Source organism: Burkholderia sp. BCC1977 (genome assembly GCF_905339595.1).
In the GTDB taxonomy this organism is placed as follows: Bacteria; Pseudomonadota; Gammaproteobacteria; order Burkholderiales; family Burkholderiaceae; genus Burkholderia.
Map to the genome: position 1 here is coordinate 62,017 of NZ_CAJPGQ010000031.1, position 15,547 is coordinate 77,563.

At 64.9% G+C, this 15,547-nt stretch carries 14 protein-coding genes; 11 read left to right on the forward strand and 3 right to left on the reverse strand.

Annotated features, from left to right (window positions below):
• Positions 1 to 20 precede the first annotated feature (20 nt).
• The 10 genes from U5771_RS23710 to U5771_RS23755 are packed head-to-tail and all read left to right on the forward strand — an operon-like array spanning position 21 to position 11,458.
• Positions 21 to 1,352, forward strand: a complete 1,332-nt coding sequence (locus U5771_RS23710) for a type II and III secretion system protein family protein (protein ID WP_322026207.1) — start codon at positions 21 to 23, stop codon at positions 1,350 to 1,352.
• Positions 1,353 to 1,412: 60 nt separating this feature from the next.
• Positions 1,413 to 2,687: a fimbrial protein gene (locus U5771_RS23715; RefSeq protein ID WP_322026208.1), complete on the forward strand. Its 1,275-nt coding sequence runs from the start codon at positions 1,413 to 1,415 to the stop codon at positions 2,685 to 2,687.
• A 3-nt stretch (positions 2,688 to 2,690) separates the two neighbouring features.
• Entirely contained in the window at positions 2,691 to 4,058 is a 1,368-nt protein-coding gene (locus tag U5771_RS23720) for a CpaF family protein (RefSeq protein ID WP_322026209.1), read from the forward strand.
• Complete coding sequence (locus U5771_RS23725) at positions 4,051 to 5,043, forward strand: type II secretion system F family protein (RefSeq protein ID WP_322026210.1); 993 nt, start codon at positions 4,051 to 4,053, stop codon at positions 5,041 to 5,043. Before U5771_RS23720 ends, U5771_RS23725 begins: the two co-directional genes overlap by 8 nt.
• Positions 5,044 to 5,047: 4 nt before the next feature.
• The gene (locus tag U5771_RS23730; protein ID WP_322026211.1) at positions 5,048 to 6,040 is read left to right on the forward strand and encodes a type II secretion system F family protein; all 993 of its coding nucleotides are present in this window, start codon (positions 5,048 to 5,050) and stop codon (positions 6,038 to 6,040) included.
• 18 nt (positions 6,041 to 6,058) lie between these two features.
• Positions 6,059 to 6,901, forward strand: coding sequence for a tetratricopeptide repeat protein (locus tag U5771_RS23735; RefSeq protein ID WP_322026212.1), 843 nt, complete (start codon positions 6,059 to 6,061; stop codon positions 6,899 to 6,901).
• Positions 6,902 to 6,921: 20 nt separating this feature from the next.
• A complete protein-coding gene (locus U5771_RS23740) occupies positions 6,922 to 7,251 on the forward strand; it encodes a DUF3613 domain-containing protein (protein ID WP_322026213.1) in 330 nt (109 codons plus the stop codon).
• 11 nt (positions 7,252 to 7,262) lie between these two features.
• Entirely contained in the window at positions 7,263 to 9,293 is a 2,031-nt protein-coding gene (locus U5771_RS23745) for a pilus assembly protein TadG-related protein (RefSeq protein ID WP_322026214.1), read from the forward strand.
• A gap of 11 nt (positions 9,294 to 9,304) precedes the next feature.
• Entirely contained in the window at positions 9,305 to 10,696 is a 1,392-nt protein-coding gene (locus U5771_RS23750; protein ID WP_322026215.1) for a sigma-54 dependent transcriptional regulator, read from the forward strand.
• 54 nt (positions 10,697 to 10,750) lie between these two features.
• Positions 10,751 to 11,458: a DUF2968 domain-containing protein gene (locus tag U5771_RS23755; protein ID WP_322026216.1), complete on the forward strand. Its 708-nt coding sequence runs from the start codon at positions 10,751 to 10,753 to the stop codon at positions 11,456 to 11,458.
• Positions 11,459 to 11,542: 84 nt separating this feature from the next.
• Here U5771_RS23755 and hfq read toward each other — a convergent pair whose 3' ends face one another.
• Complete coding sequence (gene hfq / locus U5771_RS23760) at positions 11,543 to 12,133, reverse strand: RNA chaperone Hfq (protein ID WP_124615748.1); 591 nt, start codon at positions 12,131 to 12,133, stop codon at positions 11,543 to 11,545.
• Positions 12,134 to 12,428: 295 nt separating this feature from the next.
• Between hfq and U5771_RS23765 the strand changes: the two genes are divergently transcribed.
• Positions 12,429 to 12,713 carry a hypothetical protein gene (locus tag U5771_RS23765; RefSeq protein WP_322026217.1) on the forward strand — a complete coding sequence of 95 codons (285 nt, stop codon included), beginning with the start codon at positions 12,429 to 12,431 and terminating at the stop codon, positions 12,711 to 12,713.
• Between the two features lie 27 nt (positions 12,714 to 12,740).
• On the opposite strand, the gene U5771_RS23770 is transcribed toward U5771_RS23765, so the two are convergent.
• Entirely contained in the window at positions 12,741 to 13,646 is a 906-nt protein-coding gene (locus U5771_RS23770) for a DUF1571 domain-containing protein (RefSeq protein WP_322026218.1), read from the reverse strand.
• Positions 13,647 to 13,675: 29 nt separating this feature from the next.
• On the reverse strand, positions 13,676 to 15,430 hold the full coding sequence (locus U5771_RS23775; protein WP_322026219.1) for an AMP-binding protein: 1,755 nt from the start codon (positions 15,428 to 15,430) through the stop codon (positions 13,676 to 13,678).
• Between the last annotated feature and the right edge of the window lie 117 nt (positions 15,431 to 15,547).

Genomic DNA, 15,547 nt, shown 5'->3' on the forward strand with positions numbered 1-15,547 from the left:
GTGCGACGGTCCAACAAACGATGAAAAACACACTGATTGCATTCGCGATTGCGCTCTGGACCCTGACCTTCGCCTCCATTGCAAGCGCGAGCGGCACGATCGAACTCGCGGTCGGCGCCCAGCGGCAGATTTCCGCCGGCCACGCGCTGCAGCGGGTCGCCGTCGGCGATCCGACGATCGCCGACGTGCTGATCATGAAGGGCAGTCGCTCCGGTTCGGTGCTGCTGACAGCGAAAGCGCCGGGTGCGACGAACGTGATGTTGTGGGAGCGCGGTCACGACGAGCCGACGGTGTGGAGCGTCGAAGTCGTCGATGCGGCTGCGCAAGCGGTACTCGACGGTTCGATGCCGCAGGTGAAAGCCTACGGCGGGACGTCGGTGCTGCGGGGAACCTCGGCATCGCTCGATGCGCACGAACGGGCTGCGGCGGTCGCCAAGAACATGAGCCCCAAAGGCACGGTGATCGATCGCTCGACGCTGGCCGGCAAGAATGTGGTGCAGGTCGACGTGCGGGTGGTGGAGTTCAGCCGCTCGGTGCTCAAGCAAATCGGCTTCAATTTCTTCAAGCAGAGCAACGGCTTTTCGTTCGGTTCGTTCGCGCCCGGCGGCGTGCAGTCGTATAACGGCGCATCGGGCCCGGGCACGGCAGGGTACATTCCGACGCTTGGCGCGCCGGTCGCGTCCGCATTCAACCTGGTCGTGAACGCAGCGGGACGTGGCATCTTCGCCGACCTGTCGCTGCTCGAAGCGAACAACATGGCGCGCGTGCTCGCGGAGCCTACGCTCGTCGCGCTGTCCGGCCAGAGCGCCAGCTTCCTCGCGGGCGGCGAGATTCCGGTGCCGTCGCCGCAGGGGCTCGGCTCGACCGCGATCCAGTGGAAGCAATACGGCGTCGGGCTGTCGCTGACCCCGACGGTGCTGAGCCCGAGCCGGATCGCGTTGAAGGTCGCGCCGGAATCGAGTCAGCTCGATTTCGTGAACAGCGTGACGATCAGCGGTGTCGCCGTGCCGGGCATCACGACGCGTCGTGCCGATACGACGGTCGAACTCGGTGACGGCGAGAGCTTCGTGATCGGCGGCCTGATCGACCGTCAGACATTGTCGAACGTGAGCAAGGTGCCGTTGCTCGGTGACCTGCCGATCATCGGCACGTTCTTCAAGAACCTGAACTACCAGCAGAACGACAAGGAATTGCTGATCATCGTGACACCGCATCTCGTCGCACCGATTGCGAAGGGGGCGGTACTGCCTGCGACGCCCGGCGAGTTGTCCGAGCAGCGTGACGGGCCGGTGTGGCGATCCTATCTGGGCGGTGCGGCGTCGCCGGATGCAGCACCGGGGTTTTCGAAATGAATCTGAAGCATTGCGCGTCGCGGCACATCGCTACGCCTTGCGTAATCGGGGGTGTTCGACATGAATGCACGAACCCAATCATTGTGTGAACCCGCCGTGACCGACTACTTCGTTTGCGCGTCGTCAAAGGAAGCGCATGTGCGCTGGCTGGCCGATACGCTGGTGTCGGCCGGTGCGGTCGAGGCCGCGTCGCTGGAACCGGGGGTGCTTGCACAGCGCATCACGGGGCTGAATCCGGCACTTGTGTTCATCGACTTCTCCGAATGCAGCGAAGCGGCGAGCGTCGCTGCGGCCACGGTACGTGCGGCGCATCCGGGGTTGCCGATCGTCGCGCTCGGCTCGCTCGCCCAGCCGGAGAGCACGCTTGCAGCACTGCGCGCGGGCGTGCGCGACTTCATCGACGTGTCGGCATCGGCCGAGGATGCGCTGCGAACGACGCGTGGATTGCTGTCCCACGTCGGCGAGCCGACGAGCCGCCACGGCAAGGTCGTCGCGTTGCTCGGGGCGCGCGCGGGCATGGGCGTCAGCACGCTTGCCGCGAATCTCGCGGTCTGGCTGCAGAAGCGGGCGCTCGGCCCGGGTGCGGCGGGCGGCACGGACGGCGGCGCACCGGCCGGTCGTCAGACCGCGCTGGTCGACCTGGGGTTGCCGGCTGGTGACGGCGCGCTGTTCCTGAACACGCGCTGCGAATTCCATTTCATCGATGCCGTGCAGAATCTGCGCCGCATCGATCGTACGTTCGTGAACACCGCGCTCACGCGACACCAGAGCGGCGTCGCATTGACGACGCTGCCGCCGGACCTCGGCGGGTTGCGCGACGTGTCCTATGCGTCATGCATCGGTTTGCTGAACCGTTTTCGCGCGTTCTTCGACCAGCAGGTCGTCGATCTCGGCGGGTTCTCAAATCGGGAGTTCGTCACGCAGATCGCCGCATCGGCGGACGAGGCGTGGCTTGTCTGCGATCAGAGCGTCGCATCGATCGTGTCGGCCGCCGACCTGCTCACCGGGTTGCGCGACGCGGGCGTCGATACCGATCGCGTCAAGCTCGTGGTCAACCAGTACGATCCCGCGCTGGACCTGATGCCCGGGCAAATCGCCGAGCGTCTCGGGTTGTCGCTGGTCGGCACATTGCCCGCGCGTCGCGTGGCGATCTGCCATGCGGCGAACCAGGGGCGCCTTATTGTCGACGCGGCGGAGCGCGACCCGTACGTGCGCGCGCTCGAATCCCTCGCGACGCGGCTGCCCGGCGTATCGGGCATGGCGGGCGCGTCGCGCGCGGCGCCAGGCCTGTCGGCGCTCAAACGTTTCATTCAACCCTCGTCCAAGCGGTCATAACCGATGGCACACGACATTCAATTCGCCGACGGCGCAGCGCCGTTCTCCCAGACGCAGCAATTCCACGACATCAAGAATGCCGCGCATGAGCACCTGCTGACGCGTATCGAAGAACTGGGCGCCGAGTTCGGCAGATGGTCGCGCCAGGCGATCAATCAGTTCGTCGATCTCGAGATCGACAGCTTCGTGCGCCTGCGCCGCATTCCGCTCAACGAAAACGAGGTGCGGGCGATCGCCGAGGCGCTGACGAAGGAGCTCGCGGGCTTCGGGCCGATCGAGGACCTGCTCGCGGATCCGGCTGTCGAGGACATCCTGATCAACGGCTACAACGACGTGTACGTGTCGCGGCACGGGATCCTCGCGAAGCTGCCGGTGCGCTTCACCGACAACGCGCATTTGCTGAGAATCGTGCGCCGGATCCTCGCGCCGATCGGGCGCCGTCTCGACGAGTCGAACCCGATGGTCGACGCGCGACTGCCCGACGGCGGGCGCGTCAACGTCGTGATCGAGCCGCTGTCGATCGACGGCCCGATCGTCTCGATCCGGAAATTCCGCAAGGACCCGCTCAAGCCGTCGGACCTGCTCGGCAACGGCACGTACAACGAAGAGATCGGCGCGCTGCTCGAGGCGGCGGTCGAGGCACGTTGCAACGTGCTCGTGTCGGGCGGCACGAGTTCGGGCAAGACGTCGTTGCTCAACGCGCTCGCGTTCCACATTCCGGAGGCCGAACGTGTCGTGACGATCGAGGATACGGCCGAACTGTCGCTGAACCACCCGCACGTCGTGCGGCTCGAAAGCCGGCCGGGCGGGTTCGACGGTAACGGTGTCGTGACGATTCGCGACCTGTTGCGCAACACGCTGCGGATGCGTCCGGACCGGATCATCGTCGGCGAAGTGCGCGGCGGTGAAGTGCTCGAAATGCTGCAGGCCATGAACACGGGCCACGACGGCTCGATGGGCACCGTGCACGCGAGCTCGCCGCGCGAATGCCTGTACCGTCTCGAGATGCTGGCCGGCTTCGCCGGCTTCCAGGGGACCGAGTCGAGCCTGCGTCGCCAGATTGCGAACGCGATCGACTTCATCGTGCAGATCGGGCGACTGTCGAATGGACGCCGCCGGATTCTGTCGATCACCGAGGTGACCGGGCTGTCCGACAACATCATCGCGACGCAGGAGCTGTATCGCTACGAAGCGCGCGTGACCCCGGAGGGCGAGGAAGTCGATCACTGGGAATCGCTGGGCATCCATCCGCATTCGCCGAAGCTCGCGCGTTTCCGCCAGACGCTGACGAACCGCGGAATGGGCGGAGGCGGTTTCGGTGGCGGCTTTGGCGGTGGCGGTTTCGGCCGCGGCGGGGGCTTCAATGTATAGCGCGATGATCGGGATGCTCGCGGTCGCGATGCTGTGCGTGGCATCGGCACTGATGCTGTGGAGACATGCGGAAACCCGGCGCGTGCGCACCGATGCGAAGCGCTTCATCGACAGTCGGCTCGAACCCGGCGTACGCGCGGCGGCACCGGCTGCACGATCGGCGGCATCCGCTGTGTCACGGCCCGTGTCGTCACCCAGTGGCGCGCGCAATGCCGCGTCGCGTTCTCTCTGGGCGTATTGGTATGCGGCCGCAACGGAGTATCTGACCAACCTCGTGAACCGTGCCGGGATCGAAGGCGCACGTGGCAAGGCCATCGTCGTGCTGGCCGTTCTCGTCGCGGTTGCGGCCATCGCGGGCAGCCGCGGCGGCGCGCTCGCGTGTTTCGCCGCGCTTGTGTGCGGGAGCGCGATTTTCGGCATCTGGCTCACATCGCGCATCCAGCGGCGTCGACTGAAAATCGTCCGGCAGATCCCGTCGTTTCTCGACGGGATCGTGCGACTGGTGACGCTTGGCAACAGCGTGCCGGCCGCATTCCAGGCCGCGCTGCTGACGACGGAGGAGCCGCTGCGGGGGTGTCTCGATCACGTGTCACGGATGTTGCGGACGGGTGTCGAGATCGATCGCGCGATGCTCCGTATCGCGAAGATCTATCGGACCCAAGAGTTCGAACTTCTCGGCTCGGTGCTGCGGTTGTCGGTCAAGTATGGCGGCCGTGCGGACGTGATGCTTGAACGCATGGCCGTGTTCATGCGTGACCTCGAGCAGGCGGAGCGCGAACTGACGGCGATGTCGGCGGAGACGCGGCTATCGGCATTCGTGCTCGTGATGCTGCCGATCGCGATCGGCAGTTTCGTCGTGGTGACCAATCCGAAGTATCTGGAAGGAATGTGGATCGATCCGGGCGGACGCATGCTCCTCGTCGTCGCGTTCCTGATGCAGGTCGCGGGTACCGTGTGGTTGTATCGAATGGCTCGACTCAGGTGATGCGATGACGGCAACTCAGATCGGATCGGTCGCTCTGGCGCTTGGCGCGCTAGGCGTGCTGCTGCTTGGAATGATCGCGTTGCTGCGTGCGAGCGCCGCGTCGCGTGCCGAACGTGCGCTGGCCGATGCGCTCGACCAGCGCATGGCGGCACTCGAGGCGGCCAAAGTACGGCCCACGGCGGATGACGGTGCCGACGCGAAACCGGAACCGTCCGGCCGCCAGCGCATCGAGCGCATGCTGACGCGATTGTCGGCGGCGGGAATGCGCTGGCTCGATACCGGGTTCGGCAAGCACATTGTCGCGGAAGAGGATCGCCGGCTTCTCGAGCAATGCGGCTACGTCGACACGCGCTCGCGCGGACTGTTCCTGAGCGCGCGGATCGCTTGCGGGATCGGGTTGCCGCTTCTGTTCGCGATATTCGCCAGCGGACAAATGAAGGGCGGCCACTGGATGATCGGGATGTTTGCTGCCTTCGGGCTCGGCTTCATGCTGCCGAAGCTATTCGTGCGGCGCCGTGCCGCCGCCCGTCGCCAAAGCGTCGTCGATGAACTGCCGCTGTTCGTCGATATGTTGCGCCTGTTGCAGGGAGTCGGGTTGTCGCTGGATCAAAGCCTGCAGGTCGTGACCAACGATTTCCGCGGGATGATGCCGGTGCTGTCGTCGGAGGTCGGAATCGCACAGCGTCAGTTCGCGGCGGGCCGCACGCGCGATCAGTCGATGCAACGGTTGTCGAGCGGTTTCGACAACGAGGACTTGCGCGCGATTGCCCGGTTGATGGTGCAGGTCGACAAGCACGGCGGAGCGGTACAGGAGCCGCTCAAGCAGTTCGGCGATCGGCTGCGGGAGACGCGCCGCGCGATGCTTCGCGAGCGGATCGGTCGACTGACCGTAAAGATGACGGGGGTCATGGTCCTGACGCTGTTGCCCGCACTGTTGATCGTGACGGCGGGGCCCGGGTTTTTGGCGGTATTGCATGCGCTGTCGGCGCGTCATTGATGGTTGGAAGGAAAGACGATGAAGCGGATAAGCAGGATGGCGAGGCACGCAAGTGTGGCGACGGCGGTGCTGCTGCTTGCCGCGTGCGCGACCAAGGAAAGCGGGTACGGCGTCGGTGCACAGACCGAACGCGCGGCGCTGATTCAGGCGGCCGACCAGAAACAGGCGGTGCCGGATACGCCTGCGATGTATCTCGGCCTGATCCAGCGGATGCAGGCACAGGGTCTCTATTACGCGTCGCTGGCGCACATCGACGCATACGACAAGGCGTACGGCGTGTCGCCTGACTCGATCTTGCTGCGCGCGGACGCACTGCGCATGACCGACCAGCCGGCTGCCAGCGCGGCTGCCTACACGCAGTTGCTGAAGACGCCGCTCGCCGCGCGCGGTTACCGGGGGCTTGGGTTGATCGCCGGTGCGGCCGGCGATTTCGGTCAGGCGGCGCAGGCCCTGACGCAGGCGTCCGAACTCGCGCCGACCGACGCGCCGCTGCTGTCCGATCTCGCCTATGCGAAATTGCGTAACGGCGATGTGGTCGGCGCGCGGGTGCCGCTGATGAAGGCGGCAGAACTGGATCAACGCAATCCGAAGATCGTCAGCAACCTCGCGCTGTATCTGCTCGCTGCCGGGCGCACCCAGGACGCGCAGCGGCTGATGAACCAGCAGCATCTTCCGGCGGATATCCGCAAGGACATCATTGGCGATGCCGCAAAAATCGCGGCCGCGGCACGTGCGCAGCAGCGTGCGGTCGCGACGCCGCCGGTGGTGTCGCGGCGCGCCGCGACCGCGCCGATCACGCCGATGGCAAACAACTTCGGCTATGACCAGACCGTGCCGCTGCTGCAACGGTTTGCACAATGAACAGACAGGCGGGGAACGACATGAACAATCAACATTATCGAAACACGCTTGCGGGCCGCGTCGCGGTGTTGAGCGCGATCCTGGGCGTGGCGATGGTCAGTGCAGCCGCACACGCGCAGCAGGGAACCGCACCGGCTGCATCTGACGTCGACCGTTCGACGAAGGCGTGGCTTTCGATGCAGCGAGACAATCGCGCGGCGGCGCCGACGCAACCGATGCTCGGCGACGTCGCGTCGCTCGTTTATCAGCGCTATCTCGATTCGTTCAAGAACAAGATTCCCGAGTCGATGAGCACGCAACTTGGCAGCTCGTCCGGCGGCATGTCGGGTAGTGGGCAGGGTGCGCAGTAACCGAGATGACGATGCGCGCAGATCAACCATATGGATCTCGGTGGCGGGGTGCTCGCTGGCCGGGGAAGCGACGTCAACGCGGCTCCATCGTCGTCATGGCGGCGATCTGGGTCATGGTCGCGATCGTCGTGCTCGGGGTGATCGACATCGCGAATCTGTATTTGCAGAAGCGGGATTTGCAGCGGGTCGTGGACCTCGCGGCGTTGGCGGCAGTGCAGCCGATGACGAGCGATCCGAGCGGTTGCCTGAGCGATGCGAAAAACAATGTGAATACGAGTGCGACCATCAACGACAAGGGTTATGCGTTTGCGTTGATCAGCACTACGGCGACGGCAAAACCGACCGCGGGAAACGATCAGATCGCCGTCAGCTGCGGGAGATGGGATCCGTCGACCGCTTACGTGACGCCGGCGTCGTCCGTGGCGAATGCGGCCCAGGTTACGGCCTACCGGCAGGTGAACTACTTCTTCCTGGGGTTGTTGAATCAGTTGAGCGGGCGGCAGGCGGTGGTGTCCGCGACGGCTACCGCGCGTGCGGCGGCGATCGACACGTTTAGCGTCGGTTCGACGCTTGCCAACCTGAACACTTCGTCGTCCGCGATACTCGATCCGCTACTTACCGGATTGCTGGGTTCCACGACCAACGTCAATGTGGGCTTGGCGAGTTATCAGGCGCTGGCCGGAGCAAACGTCACGCTTGGGCAGTTGGCGAATGCGGCGGTGCAGCTCGGCACGGCCGGCATGTCGAGTCCTGCCAGCATCGGGAAGCTGCTCGGTCTCAATCTGACCGTCGCGGATATCCTGAACCTCACCGCCACGGCGGTAGGCAGCAATACCACGGTTGGCACGGTGCTGAGCGCGCTGGGCGGCAAAGTGGGTGCGAATGTCAATGTCAACAAGATCTCGCTAGGCAGTCTCCTCCAATACTCGGGCAGCAATGCGGAGGCGGCGGCAAACGCCAACATCAATGTGCTTCAGTTGTTGCTCGCAACGGCGGAGATCGGTGCATACAACAGCGCGCTGACGGTGTCGGTTAGTCAAGCCAGCTGCCCCGGCAGTGCGTATTGCCCGCTGATTTCTGCGGTGTCGTCGCTGGTTCGAGTCAATAGCCTGCAATTGCAGGTGCTGGCGCCGCCGTCGATCGGCATTGGCGAGGCTGGACAAGTGAACGGCATCTGGCGCACGCAGGCGTCGCAAGCGGAGATCGGGCTCTACGTCGATGTGCAAGTGCTGTCGGATCCGCCACCGCTGGGAATTCCCGGCCTGTTGACGCTTCAGCTTACCGGGCCGCACTTGCCCCTCTACGTCATTCTGGGCGGCCCGGGGCGCGCCTGGCTGGCCAGCACGAGTTGCCAATCGACCCCGGCATCGAGCACCGTGACGTTCGGCGCGTTGCCGGGTGTGGCGATGATTTGCGCCGGACAAAATACCGGGGGCACGCTGAACCTCAATTCCCCGAGCTGTGCGTCCAGCAGCGGCACGATTCCTGTTGCGAAACTGTCGGGGGCGGGAATACTCGGGAATTTTTCGGCTCTGCAAATCAGCTTGTCACTCTCGAATCCCGTAGCGTACGTTGGGAGCAGCACCAGCACGCCTATCTACAGCGGGCCGCCGTTGCCTTCGACCCCGGGCGCGCTGAGCGCCAGCCTGCCGCTAACCGGGACGGGGACCGTTTATCCGAACAGTTCGCAATACTCATTCTGCAATACGAAGCCGGGTAACGGCGCGTGCACTTCGTCCTCATGGTCTCCGGGGCCCAACTGGACCACGTCGTCGACAGCAACCAACTCGCTCAACGTGCAACTGACCAATCTGTTGAACGGAACATCGCTCCAGCTCAACATTTTGGGACTGGATGCATCCATCCTGACCCAGATTCTTCAGCCGCTCACGGGGCAGCTCATTCCTTTGCTGCTCGGGCTGGTCAATCCATTGCTCAACGGGTTGGTGACACCATTGGTGACGGCATTAGGATTGCAAATCGGCCAGCTGACCGTGATACAACACGGTCTGACTTGCAACGCCCCGCAAATCGTTCATTGAAAGCATCAACAATGAGAACCACCTCCGCAATCGCAGAACTCGACCTGTACGTCTGGGAAGGCAAGGCGGACATCGTCGACCGCGTCGCCCGCTGCATGGCGAGCTTCGACGTCGAAGTGATCCGCGCCGACAATGCGGAAATTTCGCCGGAGCGCGCCGCATTGCGGCCGTCGCTCGCGATCATCAGCGTGACGATGATCGAAACCGGCGCGGCGTTCCTGCGCGACTGGCAGGCCAACATCGGCATGCCGGTCGTCTGGGTCGGCGCGGCGCGCGACCACGACGCATCGCAGTATCCGCCCGACTATTCGCACATCCTGCCGCTCGACTTCACGTGCGCCGAATTGCGCGGGATGATCGGCAAGCTCGTCACGCAGCTGCGCGCGCACGCGGCCGATACGCTGCAGCCGTCCGAACTCGTCGCGCACTCGGAGTCGATGCAGGCGCTGCTGCACGAGGTCGATACGTTCGCCGACTGCGACACCAACGTGCTGCTGCACGGCGAAACCGGCGTCGGCAAGGAACGCATCGCGCAACTGCTCCATCAAAAGCATTCGCGCTACCGGGACGGCGAATTCGTGCCGGTCAACTGCGGGGCGATTCCGGACGGCCTGTTCGAATCGCTGTTCTTCGGGCATGCGAAAGGCTCGTTTACCGGCGCGGTTGTTGCGCATAAAGGCTATTTCGAGCAGGCGGCGGGCGGCACGCTGTTCCTTGACGAAGTCGGCGATCTGCCGTTGTACCAGCAGGTCAAGCTGTTGCGCGTGCTCGAGGACGGCGCCGTGCTGCGGGTCGGCGCGACGTCGCCGATCAAGGTCGATTTTCGTCTCGTCGCGGCCAGCAACAAGAAGCTGCCGCAGCTCGTGAAGGAAGGCCTGTTCCGCGCGGATCTTTACTATCGGCTCGCGGTGATCGAGCTGAGCATTCCGTCGCTGGAGGAGCGGGGCGCGGTCGACAAGATCGCGCTCTTCAAGTCCTTCGTCGCGGAGGTGGTGGGCGACGAGCGGCTCGCGCAGCTGTCCGACCTGCCTTACTGGCTCGCGGACGCGGTCGCGGACAGCTATTTCCCCGGCAACGTGCGCGAACTGCGCAACCTTGCGGAGCGCGTCGGCGTGACGGTGCGGCAAACGGGCGGCTGGGATGCCGCGCGACTGCAGCGGCTGGTCGCACATGCGCGCAATTCGGCGCAGCCGGTGCCGGTGGAGAGCGCGGCGGAGGTGTTCGTCGACCGCAGCAAGTGGGACATGAACGAGCGCAGCCGCGTGATCGCGGCGCTCGACGCGAACGGTTGGCGGCGCCAGGATACGGCGCAGCAGCTCGGCATCAGCCGGAAGGTACTGTGGGAAAAGATGCGCAAATATCAGATCTTCGACGAAGAGCCCGAGACCCGCGAAAGCGAATAATTAATGCGATAAAATCGCGCTGAATTACAACGACACGGGCAGGAATCAAAATTCATGAGCCATATGACGGGGTTGGGGCGGGCGTGTGTGTTGCTCGCCATGATGGGAGGCGTGCAGGGCGCGTTCGCGCAGGGGCTGGGAGGCAATGCATCGCCGGCGGTACAGCAGGCGTCGGCACCGGTGGCGGCGATTCCGGTGATCGATCAACAGGTTCAGACGTCGGTGCAGCCGCAGGCGGGCGAGACGACCGGGCAGAGCACGGTCGACGAACTGCAACGCCTGATCCAGGCGCATTCGCTGACGGAAATGCGCACCAGCTATAACGGCAGCTACGGCGCGAGCCAGCTGTTCAGCGTGAAGGACGGTTCCTATTTCGTCGCGCTGTTCCAGCAGAAGGCGTTCTGGCGCGTGATCAAGACTTACGACGAAACGCGGGCGGAAGCGATCTATCGCGATTTCTCGCGTCAGGCGGAACGGCTGTCCGTCAACGAGCTGCGTGCGGCGAAGCTGGAATCGCAGAAGGCGCAGACGGACCGGCAGATCGAGGTCACGCAGGAGCGGGCGCGGCGTCTGCAGGCGGACATCTCGATCGCACGCGAGCAGCAGGCAGCGGTTGCGGATCGCCAGAAGAACGTCCGCAACGAAACGGCGGCGTTGCAGGCACAACAGGCGGCGCTTCAGTCGCAACTGCGCGCGTTGCAGCAGCAGGTGCGTTCGCTGCAGCGCGAGGCCGACGCAGGCTTGCCGACGACGGCACACTGAGCGATCACGGCACGGCCGGTGCGGCGACATGCCGCGCCGGCCCACCAGGAAAAAGGGCAAGCCACTTGGCTTGCCCTTTTTGTCTTACTGGCCGTCCGGCACGATTCGCCGGCGGCGCGTGACGATCACCGGCCCGTTGCCGCCGCGTGCGTCGGACGGCGACGTGTTGCCCGATGCGTCGCCGGCGTCGCGCGGCGCGCCGTAGCTTTCGCGGGGGGCGCCGTAGCCTTCGCGGGGCTCGCGCGGCGCGCCATAACCCTCGCGCGGTTCGCGGGAGCCATAGCCTTCGCGCGGTTCACGGGAACCGTAACCTTCACGCGGTTCGCGCGAGCCGTAACCGCCGTCGCCGCGCGATTCGCGGGGGCCGCCGTGCGAGCCGTACGGGCTGTGGCCGCCGCCTTCGCGGCCGCCCGGCCGCCCGCCGGTACGCGGGCCGCGGGGACCGCCGCCGCCCGGGCGCGAGCCGCCCGTGTCGAGCTGGATCGTGGAAATCGCACGCTTGTAGATGCCTTGCAGACCCACGGGGGTGCGCAGCATCACCAGGTACTGGTCGAACGACTCGATACACCCCGTCAGACGAATGCCGTTGACGAGATAGATTTCAACACGCTTACGTTCCTTGCGCGCCGAATTGATGAAGTCGTTTTGCGGATGGGATTCTGCGGGATTGGCCATTGAGGTGCGGCAGGAGCCTGCGTCAGAGAATATGTTGTGCGTGTGTGTGGCGTGGTCGCCCACCAAGTGTTTGGCGGGATTTTACCCTGTTCGTTCCACCTGCGCGCAGTCGTGATTGTGTCGAACCGTAACCCACTATAGACGTTCCCGTGCATTTTCGCGATTCGGTCGAATGGCTAGTGCCGTTTCGTTACGTCGCGTTACGAATCTCGCAACGGCGTAGCACCTGGCGGCGCGCGGCGGGATTACATTGCACGCGCATGCCGGGCAGGCCGGCGGATCCGGGAAGGAAAACATGAACAAGCGGGGATTGGCGGTGTGGGTCGGGGGTGCGGCGTTGCTCGCTTCCGGCAGTGCAATGGCGGGGCACGTCGACCTGTCGGTGGGCATCGGCCTGCCGGTCGCACCGGTCTATGTCGAGCCGGCGCCGGTCTATGTGGCGCCGCAGCCGGCGGTGGTCGCCTATCCGGGTTACGGATACGGCTACTACGGCGACGAGGACGACGACGGCTACCGGAAATGGCGCAAGCACTATTACAAGCATTGGCGCAAGCATCATCACGACGATGACGACGATTGAGCGCGACGTGGGTGGCGCCGCTGACGATCAGAACGCGTAGTCCGGATTTTTCGGATCGAACGCGGATTCGTCGAGCGTCGCCGGCGCGATTTTCTCGATGACGATCCGTTCGAAGATCCTGCCGTCGTTGTCATAGGATTCGACGGTCCTGAAGTAGGGCGCGCGCAGGTCGAGCCCGAGAATTTCCTTCTTTGCATAGAACTGGGGGCGGCCGGTCGGCGTCTCGTAGGTGAGCGCGACGACGCGCACGCCGCCGATCGTCTTCGCTTCCACGTGCGTCGGCCGCTGCACGCCGGCTTCCTGGTATTTCTTTCCTTCGGTCAGGTACAGGTTCGTGATGAACTCGGTGCCGAGATCCTTCACCTGGTGATTCGACTGCGCGCGCGCGAGTGCGCCGTCGAGCGCCGTCCACAACGGAATCTTGCCGAGCAGGCCGCCGAGATGGCCGTACATCTCGTCCTTGCGCTGTGTCGTGTCGTAGATCGTCTCCTGTCCCGCATGCGCGCCGCCCGGCAGCCATTTCGCATACACCCGCAACGGCTCGCGGGTCGTCTTCACGAGCATGCGGTCGGGCGTGTCGGACCATTTCCCGCTGATGCGTTCCTGACGCACCATCGTGAACTGGTACGACGGATAGCCGTTGGGACCGTTGCGGATATAGAGCGGTACGGCGAGCGGATCGAGTGCCTTGAACAGCGTTGCAAGCGTCGCGTCGTCAAGTTGCGCGAGCGCGCCGCGTTGTGCGGCCGTGCGCAGCCAGCGCGCCTGCTGCGCGACCGGCTCGCGCGTGACTTTCGCCAGCTCCGCCGGCAGTGCGGCCTCCTGTGCCGCGCTCGCGGCATCGGCGGTTTCCTGCGCGTGCAGGCCGGCTTGCGCGAGCGACAGCACGCACGCGACTGCCGCGGCGGCGCACCGCCTGGTTCCTTCGTTCATCGACAGCGTCTCCCGGGGCGTTGGATCGTTCAGCCTTGCTTCGCGGCCTTGATCTTGGCGAGTTCCTCGTCGCGCAGCGCGCGGCGCAGGATCTTGCCGACGTTCGTCTGCGGCAGCGCGTCGCGGAATTCGACGAACTTCGGCATCTTGTAGCCGGTCAGGTTCTTGCGGCAGTGTGCGAGCACGTCGTCGACCGTCAGCGTCGGGTCGCGGCGCACGACGAAGACCTTGATCCGCTCGCCCTGTACTTCGTCCGGGATGCCGATCGCAGCGGCTTCGCTGATGCCCGGATGCATGACCAGCACTTCCTCGATCTCGTTCGGGTACACGTTGAAGCCCGAGACGAGGATCATGTCCTTCTTGCGGTCGATGAGGCGGATGAAGCCGCGCTCGTCCATCACGCCGATGTCGCCGGTGCCGAGCCAGCCGTCGGCGTCGATCACCTTCGCGGTCTCGTCGGGCCGCTGCCAGTAGCCGCGCATCACCTGCGGACCGTGCACGCACAGCTCGCCCGGCTCGCCGACGGCGGCCCAGGTGCCGTCCTCGCGACGGAAGCGCACGAGCGTCGACGGGGCCGGCAGGCCGATCGAGCCGCTGAAGGCAGCCATGTCGGTCAGGTCCACCGGATTCATCGTGACGATCGGCGAGCATTCGGTGAGCCCGTAGCCTTCGACGACCGGCCGGCCCGTGACCTGCTGAAAGCGCTCCGCGACCGCGCGCTGCATCGCCATGCCGCCCGCCATCGCGAGCTTGAGCTTCGAGAAGTCGCGCTTGCGGAATTCCTCGTTGTCGAGGAACGCGTTGTACAGCGTGTTGATCCCGGTGATCCCGGTGAACGTTTCGTTGCGGATGATCTTCATCACCATGTTCATGTCGCGCGGGTTCGCGATCAGGATGTTGCGCCCGCCGAGCCCCATGAAGATGAACGCGTTCACCGTCAGCGAATAGATGTGATAGAGCGGCAGCGGCGTCAGCACGGTCTCGACGTCGCCCGAGACCTGGTCGGCGATCCACGCCTTGGCCTGCAGCAGGTTCGCGATCAGGTTGCCGTGCGTGAGCATCGCGCCTTTTGCGACGCCGGTCGTGCCGCCCGTGTATTGCAGGAACGCGAGATCGTCGCGTGTCGTCCGCACCGGTTGCGGTTTGACGCGTGCGCCGAGCGCGAGGGCGGAGCGCAGCCGGATCGCCTGCGGCAGGCTGTAGGCCGGCACGAGCTTCTTCACGTGCTTCAGCACGAAATTGATCAGGTGTCCCTTTGCATTGAGACCGTCGGCGAGGAGGTCGCCGAGCGCGGTGACGACGATGTTCTTCACCTGCGTTTCAGGCAACGCGTCCTGCAGCGTGCGCGCGAAGTTCTCGAACACGACGATCGTTTGCGCGCCGCTGTCCTTCAACTGGTGCGCGAGTTCGCGCGCGGTGTAGAGCGGGTTGACGTTGACGACGATCGCGCCTGCCTTCAGCGTGCCGAACAGCGCGACCGGGTACTGGAACGTGTTCGGCAGCATGATCGCGACGCGGTCGCCCGGCTTCACGCCGGTGCTTTGCAGATACGACGCGAACGCCTCGACTTTCTGCGCGAGCGTGCGGTAGGTCATCGATGCGCCTGCGCTCACGTACGCGACCCGCTCGGCGAAGCGCGTCGTGCATTCGTCGAAGAACTGCACGAGCGACGCGTATTGCGTGACGTCGATCTCGTGCGGCACGCCGGGCGGATACGACGCGTACCAGATGCCGTCGCTGTTCGGCGGGAGCTGGGCCGCTGCGGTTGCTGCGGATGAGGCCATGATGTGTCTCCGGTGTCGACGAGAGTTAGCGCTTTAGCGCTTACTCTCGTCCCATGCTTCGCGGTCGACGAAAGTTGGCGTTTCAGCGCTTGCTCTCGTCCCAAGCTTTGCGGTCGG